The following is a 21,052-nucleotide window of genomic DNA, read 5'->3' as shown; positions in this document are numbered from 1 at the left end:
ATGGAACGCATCGACCACGTATTGCCCTGGGGGCACCTGGGCTGCGAGCGCCAACTGACGGTGTTCCGCTTCGGCCACGGCGAGCGCAAGGCGTATCTGCAGGCCAGCCTGCACGCCGATGAGTTGCCGGGGATGCGCGCGGCCTGGGAGCTGAAAAAGCGCCTGCTTGAGCTGGAGCAGCAGGGTGCGCTCAACGGGGTGATCGAACTGGTGCCGGTGGCCAACCCGATGGGCCTCGGGCAGTTGCTGCAAGGCAGCCACCAGGGGCGTTTCGAGATTGGCAGCGGCAAGAACTTCAACCGTGATTTCGTCGAGTTGAGCGCGCCGGTGGCGGCCCTGCTGGAAGGCCGGCTGGGCGACGATCCTCACGCCAACGTGCGCATGATCCGCCAGGCGATGAGCGATGCGCTCAATGCATTGCCCGAGCCGAGCAGCCAGTTGCAAGGCATGCAGCGGGTCTTGCTGAGCCATGCCTGCACCGCCGATGTGGTCCTCGACCTGCACTGCGATGCCGAAGCTGCGCTGCACATGTACGCGCTGCCCCAGCACTGGCCGCAGTGGCGTTCGTTGTCGGCGCATTTGAATGTGAAGGTCGGCCTGTTGGCGGAAGACTCCGGCGGCAGCTCGTTTGATGAAGCCTGCTCGTTGCCGTGGCTGCGTTTGTCGCGGGCGTTCCCCGAGGCGCAGATCCCCCTGGCTTGCCTGGCAACCACCCTGGAGCTGGGCGGTCAGGCCGACACCGGTCGGGATGAGGCGATTTTTCACGCCGAAGGCATCCTCGCGTTCCTCGCCGAGCAGGGCCTGATCAAGGGTGAGTGGCCGGCGCCGCAACATGAGCCGTGTGAAGGGGTGCCCTTTGAAGGCACCGAATTGCTGTTCGCACCCCACGCCGGGGTGATCAGTTACCTGCGTAAAGCCGGTGACTGGGTGGAAACCGGCGAACCGATTTTTGAAGTGATTGATCCTTTGGCCGACCGCGTCAGCATTGTCTGTGCCGGTACGTCGGGGGTGTTGTTTGCCGTTGAACGGCTACGTTATGCCCAAGCGGGTTTCTGGCTGGCCAAGGTGGCGGGGCGCGAAGCGCTGCGTCACGGGCGCTTGCTCAACGACTGACCAACTGTTTTTGTGAGAACCGACCGCATGTACAAACTTGAAGTCCAAGACCTGCATAAACGCTATGGCAGTCATGAAGTGCTCAAAGGCGTGTCCTTGGCCGCCGCGGCCGGTGATGTGATCAGCATCATCGGGTCCAGTGGCTCGGGCAAAAGTACCTTTTTGCGCTGCATCAACCTGCTGGAGCAGCCTCACGCCGGCAAGATCCTGCTCAATAACGAAGAGCTGAAGCTGGTGGCCAACAAGGACGGCGCGATGAAGGCCGCCGACCCCAAGCAGTTGCAGCGCATGCGTTCGCGCCTGTCCATGGTGTTCCAGCATTTCAACCTGTGGTCGCACATGACCGCCCTGGAAAACGTCATGGAAGCCCCGGTACACGTGCTGGGCATGTCGAAAAAAGACGCCCGCGAAAAGGCCGAGCACTACCTGGCCAAAGTGGGCGTGGCCCACCGCAAGGACGCCTTCCCCGGCCATATGTCCGGTGGCGAGCAGCAGCGCGTGGCAATTGCCCGGGCGCTGGCGATGGAGCCTGAGGTGATGCTGTTTGACGAGCCGACTTCGGCCCTCGACCCGGAGCTGGTCGGCGAAGTCTTGAAAGTCATGCAGGACCTGGCCCTGGAAGGCCGGACCATGGTGGTGGTGACTCACGAAATGGGCTTTGCCCGTGAAGTGTCGAACCAGTTGGTGTTCCTGCACAAAGGCATTGTCGAAGAGCGCGGCAACCCGCGTGAAGTGCTGGTCAACCCGCAGTCCGAGCGGTTGCAGCAGTTCTTGTCCGGTAGCTTGAAGTAAACAGGGCTGCGTTTATGCACTGAAATAGTGCATGCTTCGCAGCCTTGAGGTTGGCCTCGATTCCCTGTGGGGGCGGGCTTGCCTGCGATGGCGAGGTGACTGGCCCGCCGCTGTCGCAGGCAAGCCAGCCCCTACATCAGATCTCTGTTTGTGTTGAGTTTTGTGTTTACTTACGGGCTAGCATTGGCCCATGCCTCTACTCCCGTTTTTCGTTTCGGATAGCATTCCATGACAGCCCATCGCATCGGTTTCCTGATTTGGCCCAGCACTAAAGCCCTGACGCTTGCGCTGGCTGAGGAGGCCTTGCGCGTTGCCCAGCGGGTGCATCCGGATGTGGTCTACGAGGTGTCATTCCTGCAGGCCGAGCCGCCGGTCGAGGGTGAGTGGAAATTGCCCGGCGAACCCTGGGCCGGCAAGCTGGAAGGTTTCCAGAAGCTGTTCCTGCTGGCCGATGAGCCGCCGACGGTGATCGCCTCGCAACTGGGCTCTGCGCTCAAGCAGCTGGTACGCGCCGGCTGCGTGATCGGTGGCTTGTCGGCAGGGGTGTATCCCCTGGCGCAACTGGGGTTGCTCGATGGCTATCGTGCTGCCGTGCACTGGCGCTGGCAGGACGACTTTGCCGAGCGTTTTCCCAAGGTCATTGCCACCAGCCATTTGTTCGATTGGGACCGCGATCGCCTGAGCGCTTGTGGCGGCATGTCGGTCCTCGACCTGATGCTGGCAGTGCTGGCCCGTGACCACGGCGCCGAACTGGCGGGCGCGGTCTCCGAAGAACTGGTGGTGGAGCGCATCCGTGAAGGTGGCGAGCGCCAGCGCATCCCTCTGCAAAACCGCCTGGGCTCCAGCCATCCGAAGCTGACCCAGGCGGTGTTGCTGATGGAGGCCAATATCGAAGAGCCGCTGACCACCGACGAAATCGCCCAGCATGTGTGCGTGTCGCGACGACAACTGGAACGGATCTTCAAGCAATACCTCAACCGCGTTCCCAGCCAGTACTACCTGGAACTGCGCCTGAACAAGGCGCGCCAGATGTTGATGCAAACCAGCAAGTCGATCATCCAGATCGGCCTGTCCTGCGGCTTCTCCTCGGGGCCGCACTTCTCCAGCGCCTACCGCAACTTCTTCGGCGCCACCCCGCGTGAAGACCGCAACCAGCGTCGCAGCAGCAGCCCGTTCGAGTTGTCGTCGGTGCCGTCCGAGCGCGGCTGAGCAGCGTCTTGTCCGGCGCATGCAACTGAGCAAAATTCCCACGGCACTGCCGCAACCGCCTGTCTTCTGTTTAAACTGCGCCATTGCGAAGCTATTTGTCGCATTGGCGTAAACCCGCGTAAAACGGGGGTTGGCGCTATAAGAAGTTGTCGCTTGGCGGCAAGGCCGCGCTGAAAACTGTCCTTACAATCCCTGCATCGCCCGCCAGTTTCAGGCAGGCGTTCCTCTTCAGGAGACTCCGATGTCCGTTGAGCAAGCCCCGGTGCAACGTGCCGATTTCGACCAGGTCATGGTGCCCAACTATGCCCCTGCCGCCTTTATCCCTGTGCGTGGCGAAGGTTCCCGTGTGTGGGACCAGTCGGGTCGCGAGCTGATCGACTTTGCCGGCGGCATCGCAGTGAACGTGCTGGGCCATGCCCACCCGGCGCTGGTCGGTGCACTGACTGAACAGGCCAACAAGCTGTGGCACGTCTCCAACGTGTTCACCAATGAGCCGGCCCTGCGCCTGGCCCATAAACTGATCGACGCCACCTTTGCCGAGCGCGTGTTCTTCTGCAACTCCGGCGCCGAAGCCAACGAGGCCGCCTTCAAGCTGGCCCGTCGCGTGGCGTTCGACCGTTTCGGCAGCGAGAAATACGAGATCATCGCCGCACTGAACAGCTTCCACGGCCGCACCCTGTTTACCGTCAACGTCGGTGGCCAGTCGAAGTACTCCGATGGTTTCGGTCCTAAAATCACCGGCATCACCCACGTTCCTTATAACGACCTGGACGCGCTGAAAGCTGCGGTGTCGGACAAGACCTGCGCCGTGGTGCTGGAGCCGATCCAGGGCGAAGGCGGCGTGCTGCCGGCCGAACTTGCGTACCTGCAAGGTGCCCGCGACCTGTGTGACGCCAACAATGCACTGCTGGTGTTCGACGAAGTGCAGACCGGTATGGGCCGCAGCGGCCATCTGTTTGCCTACCAGCACTACGGCGTTGTGCCTGACATCCTTACCAGCGCCAAGAGCCTGGGCGGTGGTTTCCCGATTGCCGCGATGCTGACCCGTGAAGACCTGGCCAAGCACCTGGTGGTCGGCACCCACGGCACCACCTACGGCGGCAACCCGCTGGCATGCGCGGTGGCGGAAGCGGTGATCGACGTGATCAACACCCCTGAGGTGCTGGCCGGCGTGAATGCCAAGCACGACCTGTTCAAGGCCCGCCTGGAGCAGATCGGCCAGAAATACGGGATCTTCACCCAGGTGCGTGGCATGGGCCTGCTGCTCGGTTGCGTATTGAGCGACGCCTTCAAAGGCAAGGCCAAGGACGTGTTCAACGCGGCCGAGAAAGAGAACCTGATGATCCTGCAAGCCGGCCCGGACGTGGTGCGCTTTGCGCCGAGCCTGGTGGTGGAAGATGCGGATATCACTGAAGGGCTGGATCGTTTTGAGCGTGCTGTAAAAACACTGACGCAAGCCTGATAGATACACATTTATCTAACGAACCGGATCAAATGTGGGAGCGGGCTTGCCCGCGATAGCGATCTGTCAGTCGACGTTGTTGTGACTGGCCCACCGCAATCGCGGGCAAGCCCGCTGCCACATTGGAACCTGGGTGATTCCAGGTTCGGTGTCCGGCATTTTTTTATGAAGTTTTCGAGTTAAGGAGTGACACCATGCTGGTGATGCGCCCCGCGCAAATGGCTGATCTGGGCGAGGTACAGCGTCTGGCTGCGGACAGCCCGATTGGTGTCACCTCCCTGCCGGATGACGTTGAACGCCTGAGCGACAAAATCGCCGCCAGCGAAGCGTCCTTCGCCGCCGAAGTGAGTTTCAACGGCGAAGAAAGCTATTTCTTTGTTCTCGAAGACACCGTTGCCGGCAAGCTGGTGGGCTGTTCGGCCATCGTCGCCTCGGCCGGTTATTCCGAGCCGTTCTACAGCTTTCGCAACGAGACCTTCGTCCACGCCTCCCGTGAACTGAAGATCCACAACAAAATTCACGTCCTGTCCCAGTGCCACGACCTGACCGGCAACAGCTTGCTGACCAGCTTCTATGTGGTGCCGGAGCTGGTGGGGTCGGCCTGGTCGGAACTCAACTCCCGTGGCCGCCTGTTGTTTGTCGCCAGCCACCCGGAGCGGTTTGCCGATTCGGTGGTGACCGAGATTGTCGGCTACAGCGATGAGAACGGTGACTCGCCGTTCTGGGACGCCATCGGCCGCAACTTCTTCGACCTCAACTATGCTGCCGCCGAGCGCCTGTGCGGGTTGAAGAGCCGCACCTTCCTTGCCGAACTGATGCCGCACTACCCAATCTACGTGCCGCTGTTGCCCGACGAAGCCCAGGAAGCCATGGGCCAGGTACACCCGCGTGCGCAGATCACCTTCGACATCCTGATGCGCGAAGGCTTTGAAACCGACCATTACATCGACATCTTCGACGGTGGCCCGACCCTGCATGCACGGGTCTCAGGCATTCGTTCGATCGCCCAGAGCCGCGTGGTGCCGGTGAAGATCGGCGAGATGGTCAAGGGCGTCGGCCGCCAGTACCTGGTGAGCAACGCGCAGTTGCAGGATTACCGCGCGGTCATGCTCGAACTGGACTACGCGCCGGGCAAGCCCGTGACCTTGGACCTGGAAGCGGCCGAAGCCCTGGGCGTCGGCGAAGGCGCCAGCGTGCGTCTGGTCGCGGTTTAAAAGCAGAGTTTCGCGGGTGGCTGCAGCCAGCGGCCCGTTTGAGGAGATAGCATGATCGTTCGTCCCGTACGCAGCAGCGATTTACCGGCCCTGATTGAATTGGCGCGCAGCACTGGCACCGGTCTCACCACCTTGCCGGCCAACGAAGAGCGCCTGACCCACCGGGTGGGTTGGGCTGAAAAAACCTTTCGCGGCGAAGCCGGGCGCGGGGATGCCGACTACCTGTTTGTGCTGGAAAACGACGAAGGCCGCGTGGTGGGGATTTCCGCGATTGCCGGCGCCGTCGGCCTGCGCGAGCCGTGGTACAACTTCCGGGTCGGCCTGACGGTCAGCGCCTCCCAGGAGCTGAACATCTACCGCGAGATTCCTACGCTGTTCCTGGCCAACGACCTGACGGGCAACTCCGAGCTGTGCTCGCTGTTCCTGCATGCCGATTACCGCAACGGCCTCAACGGTCGCATGCTGGCCAAGGCGCGGATGCTGTTTATCGCCGAGTTCCCGCAGCTGTTTGGCAACAAGATCATCGCCGAGATGCGCGGGGTGTCCAATGACGCCGGGCGTTCGCCGTTCTGGGAAAGCCTGGGCCGGCACTTCTTCAAGATGGAGTTCAGCCAGGCCGACTACCTCACCGGCGTGGGCAACAAGGCGTTTATCGCCGAACTGATGCCCAAGTTCCCGCTGTACACCTGCTTTTTGTCCGAGGACGCCCGCAACGTGATCGGCAAGGTCCATCCCGACACCGAGCCGGCCTTGAGCATGCTCAAGAGCGAAGGCTTCAGCTACCAGGGCTATGTCGATATCTTCGACGCAGGTCCGGCGGTGGAGTGTGAGACCAGCAAGATCCGCGCGGTGCGCGACAGCCAGGCGCTGGTACTGGCCATTGGCACGCCGGGGGACGACGCCACGCCGTTCCTGATGCATAACCGTAAACGTGAAGAGTGCCGCATCACCGCCGCACCGGCGCGCCTGGCTGCCGGCACGCTGGTGGTCGATCCGCTGACCGCCAAGCGCCTGCAACTGGTGGCTGGTGATCAAGTGCGTGCGGTACCGTTGTCTGCTGCCCGGGAGTCGAAATAATGAATGCGTTGTATATCGCAGGGAGCTGGCTGGCTGGCCAGGGTGAACGCTTTGAGTCGCTGAACCCGGTGACCCAGCAAGTGGTCTGGGCCGGCAATGGCGCCAGCGTCGAGCAGGTCGAATCCGCGGTGCAGGCCGCGCGCCAAGCGTTCCCGGCCTGGGCCAAGCGCCCGCTGCAAGAGCGCATCAGTGTGCTGGAAACCTTTGCCGCCACCCTGAAAAGCCGCGCCGATGAAATCGCCCGCTGCATTGGTGAGGAAACCGGCAAGCCTCTGTGGGAATCGGCCACCGAAGTCACCAGCATGGCCAATAAAATCGCGATCTCGGTGCAAAGCTACCGCGAACGTACCGGCGAGAAGAGCGGCCCTCTGGGCGACGCCACCGCTGTATTGCGCCACAAGCCTCACGGTGTGGTCGCCGTGTTCGGCCCTTACAACTTCCCAGGCCACTTGCCCAATGGGCATATCGTCCCGGCCTTGCTCGCGGGTAATACCGTGTTGTTCAAACCGAGCGAGCTGACCCCTAAAGTGGCCGAGCTGACGGTACAGTGCTGGGTCGAAGCCGGCCTGCCAGCGGGCGTGTTGAACCTGCTGCAAGGCGCGCGCGAGACCGGGATTGCCCTGGCCTCAAATCCAGGTATCGACGGGCTGTTCTTCACTGGCTCCAGCCGCACCGGCAACCACCTGCACCAGCAATTCGCCGGGCGCCCGGACAAGATCCTCGCGCTGGAAATGGGCGGCAACAACCCGCTGGTGGTGGACCAGGTGGCCGATGTGGACGCTGCGGTCTATACCATCATCCAGTCGGCCTTTATTTCCGCCGGCCAGCGCTGCACCTGCGCCCGGCGCCTGCTGGTACCGGAAGGCGCCTGGGGTGATGCACTGCTGGCGCGCCTGGTGGCGGTCAGCGCGACCATTGCCGTCGGTGCCTACGACCAGCAACCGCCGCCGTTCATGGGCTCGGTGATCTCCCTGGCGGCGGCCAAGGCCTTGATGGAGGCCCAGGAGTTGATGCTGGCCAACGGCGCCGTGGCGCTGCTGGAAATGACTCAGCCCCAGGCGCAGGCAGCCTTGCTGACGCCAGGCATCATCGACGTCACGGCCGTGACCGAGCGCGAGGACGAAGAGCTGTTCGGCCCGTTGCTGCAAGTGATTCGTTACGCGGATTTCGAAGCGGCGATCAGTGAAGCCAACAACACCCAGTACGGCCTTGCCGCTGGTCTGTTGTCGGACTCCGAGGCGCGTTACCAGCAGTTCTGGCTGGAGAGCCGGGCCGGTATCGTCAACTGGAACAAGCAACTGACCGGCGCCGCCAGCACCGCGCCCTTTGGCGGGGTAGGGGCATCGGGCAATCATCGCGCCAGTGCGTATTACGCGGCGGATTATTGCGCGTACCCGGTGGCGTCCCTGGAAACCCCGAGCCTGGTCTTGCCGGCCGCGCTGACTCCGGGTGTGACGCTGATCTAAATGTGGCAGCTGGCTTGTGTGGGAGCCAGCTCCTACAGTTGATCGGGTTTGCAGAGACAGATTTGTGGTGTGTTGAAGACCTTTGATGCCTATAAAAACAGATGTTCGTGGAGCCTCGCCGATGAAATCCTGTGAAGTCAATTTTGACGGTCTCGTGGGGCCGACCCATAACTACGGCGGTTTGTCCTACGGCAACGTCGCGTCCCAGAGCAACAGCCAGCAATCTTCCAACCCCAAGGAAGCGGCGTTGCAGGGCCTGGCGAAAATGAAAGCCCTGATGGACATGGGCTTTGTGCAAGGCGTGCTCGCCCCCCAGGAACGCCCGGATGTGGGCGCATTGCGCCGCCTTGGCTTTGCCGGTAGCGACGCCCAGGTGATCCAGCAGGCGGCCAAGCAAGCCATGCCGTTACTGGTGGCCAGTTGTTCCGCATCGAGCATGTGGGTGGCCAACGCCGCCACGGTCAGCCCGAGTGCCGACACGGCCGACGGCCGCGTGCATTTCACCGCCGCCAACCTCAACTGCAAATACCACCGCAGCATCGAACACCCGACCACCAGCCGCGTGCTGGGGGCCATGTTTGCTGACCAGAAGCACTTCGCCCACCACGCCGCGTTGCCGGCCGTGGCGCAGTTCGGTGACGAAGGCGCGGCTAACCACACGCGTTTCTGCCGCGAATATGGCGAGGCGGGCGTGGAGTTTTTTGTGTTTGGGCGCAGTGCGTTCGACACCCGTTACCCGGCGCCGCAAAAGTACCCGGCGCGCCAGACCCTCGAAGCGTCCCAGGCGGTTGCGCGCTTGCATGGCCTGCAGGATGACGGTGTGGTCTACGGCCAGCAGAACCCGGCCGTGATTGATGCCGGTGTGTTCCACAATGATGTGATCGCGGTGGGCAACGGCGAAGTGTTGTTCTATCACGAGGATGCGTTCCTCAATACCGAGCAAATGCTGGCTGAGCTGCAGGCCAAGCTGGGCAAGGTTGGCGGCAACTTCCAGGCGATCTGCGTGCCCCGCGCCCTGGTCAGCGTCGAAGACGCCGTGCGCTCTTACCTGTTCAACAGCCAGTTGCTGAGCCGCGCCGACGGTTCGATGCTGTTGATCGTGCCCGAAGAGTGCCACAACAACGAGCGCGTCTGGCACTACCTGCAAAGCCTGACCCGTTCCGGTGGGCCGATCGGCGAAGTGAAAGTCTTCGACCTCAAGCAGAGCATGCAGAACGGCGGCGGCCCGGCCTGCCTGCGTTTGCGCGTGGCGCTGAAGGAGGCTGAACTGGCGGCGGTCAACCCAGGGGTTATCATGACGGCACCGCTGTATGAAACGTTGACCCAATGGGTCGGCAAGCACTACCGCGACAGCCTGCGCGAAACCGACCTGGCTGACCCGCAGTTGCTGCTCGAATGTCGCACGGCATTGGATGAACTGACGCAAATCCTTAAACTGGGCTCGGTTTATCCTTTCCAGATCAATTAAAGCCCCACGGCTGAGACTTATTTATGACCACCGATACCCTGAAGCTGATCCTTGAAGACACCGACGGCACCCAGCTGGAAACCTCCTGCACCCGCCTCGCCGTGGTGTGGCAGGGCAAGGAAATCTGGATCCAGCACGACGGCCGTGGCCAACTGCTGATCGGCGTGGACGTGGAAGAGGGTGATGCCGAATACGCCAACCTGCTGATGCGCCCCCTGGCGACCAACCTGATGAGCCTGCAACTGGAAATGGAACCGGCCGACGTTGAAGGTGATGACGACGATCACGTCCACGGCCCAGGCTGCAACCACTAAGGAAGCTGCTCTATGCTCGCCCTCGGCAAACTGCTTGAACTGACCCTCGCCGGTCGTGAACCGGCGCAAAAAATTCAACTGACTGTCGACGGCGTGCAGATGCGCTGGCTCAGTGAGGGCGCCCTTGAAGTGCGGCCTCCCGAAGCCCGGGACAACGGCGCCGATGTGCTGCTGTCGTCCGGTATCCATGGCAACGAAACCGCGCCGATCGAATTGGCCGACCGCTTGTTGCATGGCATTGCCCGTGGGGAGATCAAGCCTCGCACCCGTATTCTGTTCCTGTTCGGCAACCCCGAGGCCATACGCCGCGGCGAGCGTTATCTCGAGCAGGACGTCAACCGGCTGTTCAACGGCCGTCACGAACAAAGCATAGGCCCTGAAGCCATGCGTGCCGCCGAGCTCGAGCAGTTGGCCCGCACCTTCTTCAGCGTGCCCGGCCGTAGCCGCTTGCACTACGACCTGCACACGGCCATCCGTGGCTCGAAGATCGAACAGTTCGCCCTGTACCCCTTCAAAGAAGGCCGTCAGCACTCACGCGCCGAACTGGCCCGTTTACGTGCGGCTGGCATGGAGGCGGTGCTGTTGCAGAACAAGACCTCCATCACCTTCACCGCGTTTACCTACGAGCAACTGGGCGCCGAGTCGTTCACCCTGGAGCTGGGCAAGGCCCGGCCATTTGGGCAGAACCAGGGGGTGGATGTGTCGCGCCTGGAAACCCGTCTCAAGCAGATCATCGAAGGTAACGAGCCGGCCACCGAGGGCCTGGACGGCCTGAAGTTGTTCAGCGTGGCGCGGGAAGTTATCAAGCACAGCGACGCCTTCACCCTGCATTTGCCGGCGGACGTGGAGAACTTTTCAGAGCTGGAGAAGGGCTATCTGCTGGCCGAAGACATCGCCAAGACCCGCTGGGTGATCGAGGAGGAGGGTGCGCGCATCATCTTCCCCAATCCGAAGGTCAAGAATGGCTTGCGGGCGGGGATATTGATTGTGCCGACCACAGATGTTGGCCTGGCCTGAACCCCGAGACTGACTCGGTCGAATGTGGGAGCGGGCTTGCTCGCGAAAGCGGTGGATCAGTCATACAGGTATTGACTGACACTCCGCCTTCGCGAGCAAGCCCGCTCCCACATTTGCTTTGCAGTGTCGCTTAAACCGCTACAGCACGCGGCTCATTGCGACGGATCGCGCGGATCTTGTGCAGGGTGTCGGCGCAGGTCTGCGCGGCTTCCTTGCCCTTGTGCACAAAGTGCTCAAAGAAGAAGTTGTGGTGCTCGCTGCCCGCGTGGAAATGATGCGGCGTGAGGGACACCGAGAACACCGGCACTTCGGTTTCCAACTGCACCTGCATCAGGCCGCTGACCACCGATTGCGCGACGAACTCATGGCGATAGATCCCGCCGTCCACCACCAGGGCGGCAGCGACGATGCCGGCGTAACGGCCGGACTTGGCCAGCAGCTTGGCGTGCAGGGGCATTTCAAAGGCGCCGCCGACTTCAAAGAAGTCGATATCCGACTCCTGGTAGCCCTGGACGAGCATTTCGGCGAGGAAGCCTTTACGGCTTTGATCAACAATATCTTTGTGCCAGCAAGCCTGGATAAACGCGACGCGCTCACCGTGGTGGTTTTTGCTCTTGCTGTCGATTGCGGTGGGTTGCATGTTCTGACTCCTGTTTATGAAAAAAACAGGGCGTTATGAATCGAATGGGATTTAAGGGTGCGAGCGGCTGGAGCATGCAGGCATGCCATCAGCGTTCGGCCCTTAGGCGCCAATCCCGTTCTCTCTTCATCCGGACTATGACCGTCGGCCCCGGGATCACACCGGGTCTGCTGACCTTGCCGCCGTCCTGCGTGAGCAGTTCGAGGCGCCAAGCGCTCGCGGGCTATGCGCATTGCGCGCAATTACCGCCGGTGGGGAATTACACCCCGCCCTGAGAACGTTGCCGCCAGAACCCTGGCGGCGGAGAGTTTTTACCATACATTTCGAAAAACTGCATAGGGTGCTTGTTAATATCGACTATCGACAGGTTTGCTGGCAGCTCCATTCAGGAGCCGGCTTGATATTTGCCGGTGATGCCCGCAGTAATCGGTTACAACAGGGAATTCCCCACTCGCAGAGGCAGATTTGATGTCGGTTATTGATCTTCGTAGTGACACCGTGACCCAACCCACCCCTGGCATGCGAGCTGCCATGGCCGACGCCCCCAGCGGCGATGATGTCTACGGTGAAGACCCCTGCGTCAACCTGCTGGAAGCCGAACTGGCCAAGCGCCTGGGCTTCGCTGCGGCGCTGTTCGTGCCTACCGGCACCATGAGCAACCTGTTGGCGCTGATGGCCCACTGCGAGCGGGGCGAGGAATACATCGTCGGCCAGCAGGCCCACACCTACAAATACGAAGGCGGCGGCGCGGCGGTGCTGGGTTCGATCCAGCCGCAGCCCCTGGAAGTCCAGGCCGACGGTTCGCTGGACCTGGCCCAGGTCGCAGAAGCGATCAAGCCGGACGACTTCCACTTCGCCCGCACCCGGCTGTTGGCCCTGGAAAACACCATGCAGGGCAAAGTCTTGCCCATCAGCTACCTGGCCGCTGCCCGCGCATTTACCCGTGAGCACGGCCTGGCCCTGCACCTGGACGGCGCGCGCCTGTACAACGCGGCCGTCAAGCTGGGCGTGGATGCCCGGGAGATTACCCAGCATTTCGATTCGGTTTCGGTGTGCCTGTCCAAGGGCCTTGGCGCGCCGGTTGGCTCGGTGCTGTGTGGCTCCAGTGCGTTGATCGCCAAGGCCCGTCGTTTGCGCAAGATGGTCGGCGGCGGCATGCGCCAGGCCGGCTCGCTGGCGGCGGCCGGGCTGTATGCCCTGGACCATCAGGTGGCGCGCCTGGCCGACGACCATGCCAATGCCCACTGGCTGGGCGACGAGCTGCGCAAGGCCGGCTACAGCGTGGAGCCGGTGCAGACCAATATGGTCTACGTGCAGATCGGCGAGCAGGCCCAGGCCCTGAAGGCGTTTGCCGAGGCCCGTGGGATCAAGTTGAGCGCCGCGCCGCGCCTGCGCATGGTCACGCACCTGGACGTCAGCCGGGCGCAGATCGAGCAAGTGCTGGCGACATTTGTCGAGTTTTCCCGGAAATGACCGTGTATACCGTCTAATTGACTGTTTCTATCGTATAAACACGCTGTACCACGGGCAAAGGGCCGATATAATGCGGCCCTTTGCCGTCGCTCCGTCTGATGACGTTTAGCACTGGCCTTTGGCCGCAGCCTCCGTGGAAGAACCTAATGAAAAGCGCAGAAATCCGTGAAGCCTTCCTTCGCTTCTTCGAAGAGCAAGGTCACACCCGTGTCGCCTCCAGCTCCTTGATCCCAGGCAATGACCCTACCCTGCTGTTCACTAACGCGGGGATGAACCAGTTCAAGGACTGCTTCCTGGGCCAGGAAAAGCGCGCCTACACCCGCGCCACCAGCAGCCAGAAGTGCGTGCGCGCCGGCGGCAAGAACAGCGACCTGGAGAATGTTGGCTACACCGCCCGTCACCACACCTTTTTCGAAATGCTCGGCAACTTCAGCTTTGGCGATTATTTCAAGCAAGACGCGATCAACTTCGCCTGGACCTTCCTCACTGGCGTGCTGAAGCTGCCGAAGGAAAAACTCTGGGTTACCGTCTACGCCACCGATGACGAAGCCTACGACATCTGGACCCAGCAGATCGGTGTGCCGGTCGAACGCATGATTCGCATCGGCGACAACAAGGGCGCGCCTTACGCCTCCGACAACTTCTGGACCATGGGCGATACCGGCCCGTGCGGCCCGTGCACCGAGATTTTCTACGATCATGGCGCCGACATCTGGGGTGGCCCGCCGGGCTCGCCGGAAGAAGACGGTGACCGTTACATCGAGATCTGGAACAACGTGTTCATGCAGTTCAACCGCACCGCCGATGGCGTGTTGCATCCGCTGCCTGCGCCGTCGGTCGATACCGGTATGGGCCTGGAGCGGATCAGCGCGGTGATGCAGCACGTTCACTCCAACTACGAAATCGACCTGTTCAAGAACCTGCTGAGCGCGTCGGCCGCGGCCATTGGCTGCGCCAACGACAACCAGTCTTCGCTCAAAGTGGTGTCGGACCATATCCGTTCTTGCGGTTTCCTGATTGCCGACGGCGTGCTGCCTTCCAACGAAGGCCGTGGCTATGTGCTGCGCCGCATCATCCGTCGTGCCTGCCGCCACGGTAACAAGTTGGGCGCCACGGGTAGCTTCTTCTACAAAATCGTTGCCGCGCTGGTGGCCGAGATGGGCGAAGCCTTCCCGGAACTCAAGCAGCAGCAAGCCAACATCGAGCGCGTGCTCAAGGCTGAAGAAGAGCAGTTCTCCAAGACTCTGGAGCACGGCCTGAAGATCCTGGAACAGGACCTGGCTGAGCTCAAAGGTACCGTGGTGCCGGGTGATGTGGTGTTCAAGCTGTATGACACCTATGGCTTCCCGATGGACCTGACGGCCGACATCGCCCGCGAGCGTGAATTGACGGTCGATGAGGTTGGTTTCGAGCGTGAGATGGAAGCCCAGCGTGTACGCGCTCGTTCCGCGAGCTCTTTTGGCCTGGACTACAACACCCTGGTCAAGGTTGACGTGGCGACCGAGTTCACCGGCTATCACGCTACCGTCGGCTCGGCCAAGATCGTGGCTATCTATAAAGATGGCAAGTCGGTCGATGTCTTGAGCGAAGGCGAAGAGGCGGTCGTGGTGCTTGATCAGACGCCGTTCTACGCCGAATCCGGCGGCCAGGTCGGTGACTGTGGTTTCTTGCGTTCGACATCCGGTCGTTTCGACGTGCGCGACACCACCAAGACCGGCGGTGCTTTCCTGCATCACGGTGTGTTGGTGCTGGGTAACCTGACGGTCGGCGCTCCGGTAGAAACTCAGGTTGATGCTGAGGTGCGGCATGCAACCGCCTTGAACCATTCGGCCACCCACTTGCTGCACGCCGCGCTGCGCCAGGTATTGGGCGAGCACGTCCAGCAGAAGGGTTCGTTGGTCGACAGCCAGCGCCTGCGCTTCGACTTCAGCCATTTTGAAGCGATCAAGCCTGAGCAATTGAAGGCACTGGAAGATATCGTCAACGCCGAGATTCGCAAGAACACCCCGGTAGAAACTGAAGAAACCGATATTGAAACCGCCAAGAAAAAAGGCGCCATGGCGCTGTTTGGCGAGAAGTACGGCGACGAAGTGCGCGTGCTGAGCATGGGCGGCAGCTTCTCCGTGGAGCTGTGTGGCGGTATCCACGCCGCGCGCACCGGCGACATCGGCCTGCTGAAAATCACCAGCGAAGGCGGTGTGGCTTCCGGTGTACGGCGTATCGAGGCAGTGACCGGTGCTGCGGCCCTGGCCTACCTGAATGCGGCCGAAGAACAACTCAAGGAAGCGGCGACCCTGGTCAAGGGCAGCCGTGACAACCTGATCGACAAGCTCTCTGCCGTACTGGAGCGCAACCGCCAGCTGGAAAAACAGCTGGAGCAGTTGCAGGCCAAGGCGGCCAGCGCCGCGGGCGACGATTTGTCGGCCTCGGCCCTGGACATCAAGGGCGTGAAGGTTCTGACTGCACGTCTGGACGGTCAAGATGGCAAGGCGCTGTTGGCCTTGGTCGATCAGTTGAAGAACAAGCTCGGCCGCGCAGTGATCCTGCTCGGCAGTGTCCATGAGGAAAAGGTCGTACTGGTTGCCGGTGTAACCAAAGACCTGACTGGCCAACTCAAAGCCGGTGATTTGATGAAGCAAGCCGCCGCGGCAGTGGGCGGGAAGGGCGGTGGTCGTCCGGACATGGCACAAGGCGGTGGTGTAGACGCCGGAGCCCTGGACGCGGCCCTGGCCCTGACCGTGCCGTTTGTCGAGGCCGGTATTTAAGGCGCTGTTAATGAGCCCATGGTCTAGTCATGGGCTCGCTTAGCTGCTGGAAGATTTGTTTATTGGGCGCTCCTTTACGGGCTGAGGCGGCTTAGAAATGGCTTTGATCGTACAGAAATTTGGAGGCACCTCGGTCGGCTCTGTCGAAAGAATCGAGCAGGTCGCCGACAAGGTTAAGAAATTCCGCGATGCCGGCGACGACCTGGTGGTGGTGCTGTCGGCCATGAGCGGCGAGACCAATCGCCTGATCGACCTGGCCAAGCAAATCAGTGGCGATCAGGCGCCGCTGGCGCGTGAGCTGGATGTGATCGTGTCCACCGGTGAGCAGGTGACCATTGCCCTGCTGGCCATGGCGCTGAACAAGCGTGGCGTGCCGGCGGTGTCCTACACGGGCACCCAGGTACGGATCCTGACGGACAGCGCGCATACCAAGGCGCGCATCCTGCAGATCGACGACCAGAAGATTCGTGGTGACCTGAAGGCCGGTCGCGTGGTGGTTGTCGCCGGTTTCCAGGGCGTCGACGAGCACGGCAATATCACGACCCTGGGCCGTGGCGGTTCCGACACCACCGGTGTGGCGCTGGCGGCAGCCTTGAAGGCTGACGAATGCCAGATCTATACCGATGTGGACGGCGTCTACACCACCGACCCGCGCGTCGTGTCCGTGGCCCAGCGCCTGGACAAGATCACCTTCGAAGAGATGCTGGAAATGGCCAGCCTCGGGTCCAAGGTGTTGCAGATCCGGGCGGTGGAGTTCGCCGGCAAGTACAACGTACCGCTGCGCGTATTGCACAGCTTTAAAGAGGGTCCGGGCACCCTCATTACTATTGATGAAGAGGAATCCATGGAACAGCCGATCATTTCCGGCATCGCTTTTAATCGCGATGAAGCCAAGCTGACCATCCGTGGCGTGCCAGACACCCCGGGCGTGGCGTTCAAGATTCTCGGGCCTATCAGCGGCGCGAACATTGAAGTCGACATGATCGTGCAGAACGTTGCGCACGATAACACCACCGACTTCACCTTCACTGTGCACCGCAACGAGTACGATGCGGCCGAACGTATCCTGCAGAACACTGCCAAGGAAATCGGTGCTCGTGAAGTGGTCGGCGACACCAAGATCGCCAAGGTATCGATCGTCGGTGTGGGCATGCGCTCCCATGCGGGTGTTGCCAGCCGCATGTTCGAATCCCTGGCCAAGGAAACCATCAATATCCAGATGATCTCCACGTCGGAGATCAAGGTATCGGTGGTGATCGAAGAGAAGTACCTGGAACTGGCTGTGCGTGCACTGCACACCGCTTTCGAACTAGACGCGCCGGCCCGACAGGGCGAGTAACGCGTTGCCAGGAAGGCGCGGTTGATCCGCGCCTTTCTTTTTTGTCGGGTGAGGGCGCAAGCCTGTTCTTTTGCCCGTGCTCGACAATACTAAGGCGTGCAGGTCCATGGCCGTTTGGTCATAGGCCCAGGGCCTTTTTTTGCAGACTGTTGTTCCCGAAATGAAATGCGTGAGGAGAAAGGTATGCTGATTCTGACTCGTCGATGCGCAGAAAGCCTGATTATTGGTGATGGCGAAATCACCGTGACCGTGCTCGGCGTCAAAGGCAATCAAGTGCGGATTGGGGTTAATGCCCCCAAAGAGGTGGCCGTCCACCGTGAGGAAATCTACCTGCGGATCAAGAAAGAGAAGGACGACGAACCAAGCCATTAATTTTTATCGTTTTTTATGTTTGCAAACGGGGATGAAGCTGGTTAATATACGCCCCGTGTTGCGGAGAGCTGGCCGAGTGGCCGAAGGCGCTCCCCTGCTAAGGGAGTACACCTCAAAAGGGTGTCGGGGGTTCGAATCCCCCGTTCTCCGCCATTATTTGCTTAGTACGTTGCAATCTGGTTTTTTCGCTAAGTGCTTGAAACTAAACGAAAAAATAGCTTTACATAGAGATTGAACGGCCTATAATGCGCGGCAACAAATGCACTCGTAGCTCAGCTGGATAGAGTACTCGGCTACGAACCGAGCGGTCACAGGTTCGAATCCTGTCGAGTGCACCATTTAAGAGTTAGTTGCAGCAATGCAGATAACTTGGCTTCAACCAGTTGTGATCTGGTATAAAACCACAATCTGCACTCGTAGCTCAGCTGGATAGAGTACTCGGCTACGAACCGAGCGGTCACAGGTTCGAATCCTGTCGAGTGCACCATACAAACAAAAAGCCCGCCTAGTGCGGGCTTTTTGCCGTCTGGGGTTTTTATTTTCCCGTGGGGGTGTGCTTGTGTAGGAATCGTCTGCGGCCTGCATGTTTTTCTCTCGGCCATGTGTTTTCTTTTCTGTCAGCGTCGTCGCAGTTTCATACGTGTGGCCAACACTCAGCTTTGTTGCGCAAGCGCTTGTTCTTTCCAGTTTTTTAACGTTTAAAACGGCCGGGCGGTGTATCATTGCGCCCGTCAGCCCCGCCGGGGCTTGTGGAATACCTCCATGGACTTACCCAGTAGTTACTCAGTACCCCGTTTTACCAATCATGAATTGACTGATTGATCCTTCCGGCGTGCCCCGCTGCTGGGAGTGGAGTTCGCCTATGACCGAAGTAGAAGTAAAGAAAACACAAGAAAGCCTGCAGGATCGCCTGGCTCAAGTCGTTGAGCTGCTGCAGCGCCAGCGTGTGGTCGAAGATCTGACCCATCGCCAGGAAGGCCCTCATCAAGACCGGGTCGAGAACCTGGTCCATCGGCAGAATCTCGTCGAGTTGCAGCGCAAGCTCGATGACCTGCACTCTGCCGACGTTGCCTACATCCTTGAAGCTCTGCCGCTGGACGACCGTCTGACGCTTTGGCAGTTGGTCAAGGCGGATCGCGATGGCGACATCCTCCTCGAGGTATCCGATTCGGTTCGTGAAACCCTGATCGCCGACATGGACGATCACGAGCTCCTGGCCGCCGCCAAGGAGATGGACGCTGACGAACTGGCCGACCTGGCCCCTGAACTGCCCCGTGATGTTGTCCATGAGCTGATGGAGACCCTCGACGGTCAACAGCGTGAGCGTGTGCGCTCCGCGTTGTCCTATGACGAGGAACAGGTCGGCGCATTGATGGACTTCGAAATGGTCACCATCCGAGAGGATGTCAGCCTGGAAGTGGTCTTGCGTTACCTGCGGCGTCTCAAGGAGCTGCCAGGGCATACCGACAAGCTGTTTGTGGTGGACTACGACGGCATCCTCAAGGGCGTGCTGCCGATCAAGCGCCTGCTGGTCAACGACCCGGACAAACAAGTGGCTGAGGTCATGGCCAGCGACCCGGTGAGCTTTCATCCTGATGAAGACGCCTACGATGCCGCCCAGGCATTCGAGCGTTATGACTTGATTTCGGCCCCGGTGGTCGACAAGAACGGCAAGCTGATTGGCCGTTTGACCATCGACGAGATGGTCGACCTGATCCGTGAGGAAAGCGAAAACGAAGTCCTCAACATGGCGGGTCTGCGTGAAGAGGAAGATATTTTTGCGTCAGTCTGGCGCTCACTGAGCAACCGTTGGGCGTGGCTGGCGGTCAACCTGGTCACTGCGTTCATTGCCTCGCGGGTGATTGGTCTGTTCGAGGGCTCTATCGAAAAGCTGGTGGCGTTGGCGGCACTGATGCCGATTGTCGCCGGTATTGGGGGTAACTCGGGTAACCAGACCATCACCATGATCGTGCGGGCGATGGCCCTGGATCAGGTAAGCACCGGCAACACCTCGCGCCTGATGCGCAAGGAGCTGGCTGTGGGCCTGATCAATGGTCTGGTATGGGGTGGCGTGATCGGCGTGGTGGCCTACCTGCTGTATGGCAGTTGGTCCCTGGGCGTGGTCATGACCGCGGCCATGACCCTTAACCTATTGCTGGCGGCACTGATGGGGGTATTGATCCCCATGACCCTGGCGCGCCTCGGGCGCGATCCTGCGATGGGGGCCAGTGTGATGATCACGGCCATGACCGACAGTGGCGGCTTCTTCATCTTCCTGGGGCTGGCGACGATCTTCCTGCTTTGAACCTATTGGGAGCCGGCACGCCGGCTCCTGCACAAAAGTAAAAATCCCGGGCAAAAAAAAGCCAGCGCAAGGCTGGCTTCAGCTTTCAGTTGCCGATTATTCGGCTTCTGCGGCTGCCTCAACGTCATGAGCAATCAGCGACACAAGCGCATTTTGCTGGCGGTGGGACAGTTGGCGAAACCGCTGTAGCAGCTCGCGTTCGTGCAGTGACAGCTCCGGGCTGTCCATACGCATGCTCGGCTCATCACCCAACGCGCCTTCCTGAATAAGGCTTTGCTCCATGCGCGCGATAATTTCAGAGTTCATGCTGCGATGATGATTGCGAGCCACCTCGGCAATGCGTTCCCGCATTCCGTCTGGCAGACGTACGACGAACTTGTCAGCCGTACGGCTGGAATAAATTGCCTGTTTCAATGGGCGCATATATTTAACCGGTTAGTTCAGGGGAGCGGTTTTTGGAATTGGCCGCAACATGTGTGTTAGGACAAGGCTTGCGGACAAATGTTCAACCCGAATTGCAAAGAGGCCGCATCATGCCTCAGTTTTGCCGGTTCCTTGGCGTCAATTCTGTGACAAATATTGAGCTTACTACAGGCTTTGTGCCAGTACTCATTTTCAAATTTGCGGACTGGTTGGAAAACTTTTCTGCGCAAGAACCGGGCCGCAGGCTCTCGCTCCGATGGGGTTTTCGGGCGCATATCCTATAGCAATGTGGCCTTTTGCCCTTAATTTTAAGACTAGTGGCAAATGGCCGATTTGCGAGCCGGGGCGACATAAGGTAGGGCGGTCAGGCGAGCAGGATTGAGACGGTATCAATCTCTCGTCACAGGCAGGGTCAGCGCAGGATCGGGTCGAACTTGAAGCGACGCCCGACGACCATGGCGATCACCAGCGCGACTGTGAATAGGGCACAGGCGCCCAGGCAAAGGGCTTGCCAGTCATTCGACGGAAGGTTGAGTCCCAGAATACCGGTGGCAAGGGCCAGGATCAGAAATAGCCAGACTGTCTTGGTCATGATGGGCTCGC

The 21,052-nt window shown here is 60.5% G+C and carries 18 protein-coding genes, 3 tRNA genes and 1 riboswitch; of the genes, 18 read left to right on the top strand and 3 right to left on the bottom strand.

Annotated elements, in window-relative coordinates; translation table 11 throughout:
* The 10 genes from PSH80_RS19735 to astE all read left to right on the top strand — a co-directional run bounded on the left by PSH80_RS19735 (window position 1) and on the right by astE (window position 11,132).
* Window positions 1–1,113, top strand: a complete 1,113-nt coding sequence (locus tag PSH80_RS19735; protein ID WP_057439715.1) for a succinylglutamate desuccinylase/aspartoacylase family protein — start codon at window positions 1–3, stop codon at window positions 1,111–1,113.
* Window positions 1,114–1,140: 27 nt separating this feature from the next.
* Window positions 1,141–1,905 (top strand): ABC transporter ATP-binding protein, encoded by a 765-nt coding sequence (locus PSH80_RS19730; protein WP_029294441.1) that lies wholly within the window; start codon window positions 1,141–1,143, stop codon window positions 1,903–1,905.
* A gap of 228 nt (window positions 1,906–2,133) precedes the next feature.
* On the top strand, window positions 2,134–3,114 hold the full coding sequence (locus PSH80_RS19725; protein WP_057439714.1) for a GlxA family transcriptional regulator: 981 nt from the start codon (window positions 2,134–2,136) through the stop codon (window positions 3,112–3,114).
* A 241-nt stretch (window positions 3,115–3,355) separates the two neighbouring features.
* Entirely contained in the window at window positions 3,356–4,576 is a 1,221-nt protein-coding gene (locus tag PSH80_RS19720; RefSeq protein ID WP_057439713.1) for an aspartate aminotransferase family protein, read from the top strand.
* A 194-nt stretch (window positions 4,577–4,770) separates the two neighbouring features.
* Window positions 4,771–5,790, top strand: a complete 1,020-nt coding sequence (gene aruF, locus PSH80_RS19715) for an arginine/ornithine succinyltransferase subunit alpha (RefSeq protein WP_032861580.1) — start codon at window positions 4,771–4,773, stop codon at window positions 5,788–5,790.
* A 51-nt stretch (window positions 5,791–5,841) separates the two neighbouring features.
* Window positions 5,842–6,867: an arginine N-succinyltransferase gene (gene astA / locus PSH80_RS19710; protein ID WP_057960449.1), complete on the top strand. Its 1,026-nt coding sequence runs from the start codon at window positions 5,842–5,844 to the stop codon at window positions 6,865–6,867.
* Entirely contained in the window at window positions 6,864–8,333 is a 1,470-nt protein-coding gene (gene astD, locus PSH80_RS19705; RefSeq protein ID WP_164844863.1) for a succinylglutamate-semialdehyde dehydrogenase, read from the top strand. Before astA ends, astD begins: the two co-directional genes overlap by 4 nt.
* Window positions 8,334–8,454: 121 nt before the next feature.
* Entirely contained in the window at window positions 8,455–9,801 is a 1,347-nt protein-coding gene (gene astB / locus PSH80_RS19700; RefSeq protein WP_057439710.1) for an N-succinylarginine dihydrolase, read from the top strand.
* 23 nt (window positions 9,802–9,824) lie between these two features.
* Window positions 9,825–10,115 (top strand): hypothetical protein, encoded by a 291-nt coding sequence (locus PSH80_RS19695; RefSeq protein ID WP_029294458.1) that lies wholly within the window; start codon window positions 9,825–9,827, stop codon window positions 10,113–10,115.
* Window positions 10,116–10,127: 12 nt separating this feature from the next.
* Window positions 10,128–11,132, top strand: a complete 1,005-nt coding sequence (gene astE / locus PSH80_RS19690; RefSeq protein WP_057960447.1) for a succinylglutamate desuccinylase — start codon at window positions 10,128–10,130, stop codon at window positions 11,130–11,132.
* Window positions 11,133–11,262: 130 nt separating this feature from the next.
* On the opposite strand, the gene PSH80_RS19685 is transcribed toward astE, so the two are convergent.
* On the bottom strand, window positions 11,263–11,772 hold the full coding sequence (locus PSH80_RS19685) for a 6,7-dimethyl-8-ribityllumazine synthase (protein WP_057960446.1): 510 nt from the start codon (window positions 11,770–11,772) through the stop codon (window positions 11,263–11,265).
* A gap of 113 nt (window positions 11,773–11,885) precedes the next feature.
* Window positions 11,886–12,055: riboswitch (FMN riboswitch) on the bottom strand.
* 185 nt (window positions 12,056–12,240) lie between these two features.
* Between PSH80_RS19685 and ltaE the strand changes: the two genes are divergently transcribed.
* The 8 genes from ltaE to mgtE all read left to right on the top strand — a co-directional run bounded on the left by ltaE (window position 12,241) and on the right by mgtE (window position 20,026).
* The gene (gene ltaE, locus PSH80_RS19680) at window positions 12,241–13,245 is read left to right on the top strand and encodes a low-specificity L-threonine aldolase (protein ID WP_305418010.1); all 1,005 of its coding nucleotides are present in this window, start codon (window positions 12,241–12,243) and stop codon (window positions 13,243–13,245) included.
* 146 nt (window positions 13,246–13,391) lie between these two features.
* Window positions 13,392–16,010 (top strand): alanine--tRNA ligase, encoded by a 2,619-nt coding sequence (gene alaS, locus PSH80_RS19675; RefSeq protein ID WP_057960444.1) that lies wholly within the window; start codon window positions 13,392–13,394, stop codon window positions 16,008–16,010.
* Between the two features lie 97 nt (window positions 16,011–16,107).
* Complete coding sequence (locus tag PSH80_RS19670) at window positions 16,108–17,349, top strand: aspartate kinase (protein WP_057439706.1); 1,242 nt, start codon at window positions 16,108–16,110, stop codon at window positions 17,347–17,349.
* Between the two features lie 183 nt (window positions 17,350–17,532).
* Window positions 17,533–17,721 carry a carbon storage regulator CsrA gene (gene csrA / locus PSH80_RS19665; RefSeq protein ID WP_003178872.1) on the top strand — a complete coding sequence of 63 codons (189 nt, stop codon included), beginning with the start codon at window positions 17,533–17,535 and terminating at the stop codon, window positions 17,719–17,721.
* Window positions 17,722–17,783: 62 nt separating this feature from the next.
* A tRNA-Ser gene (locus PSH80_RS19660) sits at window positions 17,784–17,874 on the top strand.
* A 108-nt stretch (window positions 17,875–17,982) separates the two neighbouring features.
* Window positions 17,983–18,059 (top strand) — tRNA-Arg (locus tag PSH80_RS19655).
* A 72-nt stretch (window positions 18,060–18,131) separates the two neighbouring features.
* Window positions 18,132–18,208: transfer RNA gene (locus PSH80_RS19650), tRNA-Arg, on the top strand.
* 375 nt (window positions 18,209–18,583) lie between these two features.
* Window positions 18,584–20,026, top strand: a complete 1,443-nt coding sequence (gene mgtE / locus PSH80_RS19645; RefSeq protein WP_057960442.1) for a magnesium transporter — start codon at window positions 18,584–18,586, stop codon at window positions 20,024–20,026.
* Window positions 20,027–20,122: 96 nt separating this feature from the next.
* Here the strand turns inward: mgtE and PSH80_RS19640 are convergent, their stop codons facing one another.
* Both PSH80_RS19640 and PSH80_RS19635 read right to left on the bottom strand, forming a co-directional pair.
* Complete coding sequence (locus PSH80_RS19640) at window positions 20,123–20,449, bottom strand: Arc family DNA-binding protein (protein WP_057439705.1); 327 nt, start codon at window positions 20,447–20,449, stop codon at window positions 20,123–20,125.
* Window positions 20,450–20,861: 412 nt separating this feature from the next.
* On the bottom strand, window positions 20,862–21,041 hold the full coding sequence (locus PSH80_RS19635; protein WP_057960441.1) for a PA3371 family protein: 180 nt from the start codon (window positions 21,039–21,041) through the stop codon (window positions 20,862–20,864).
* Window positions 21,042–21,052: the final 11 nt, after the last annotated feature.

Source organism: Pseudomonas sp. FP818 (assembly GCF_030687335.1).
Taxonomy (GTDB): domain Bacteria; phylum Pseudomonadota; class Gammaproteobacteria; order Pseudomonadales; family Pseudomonadaceae; genus Aquipseudomonas; species Aquipseudomonas shahriarae.
Note: the sequence above shows the minus strand (reverse complement) of the source record. Positions and strands in the feature narration are given on the sequence as shown.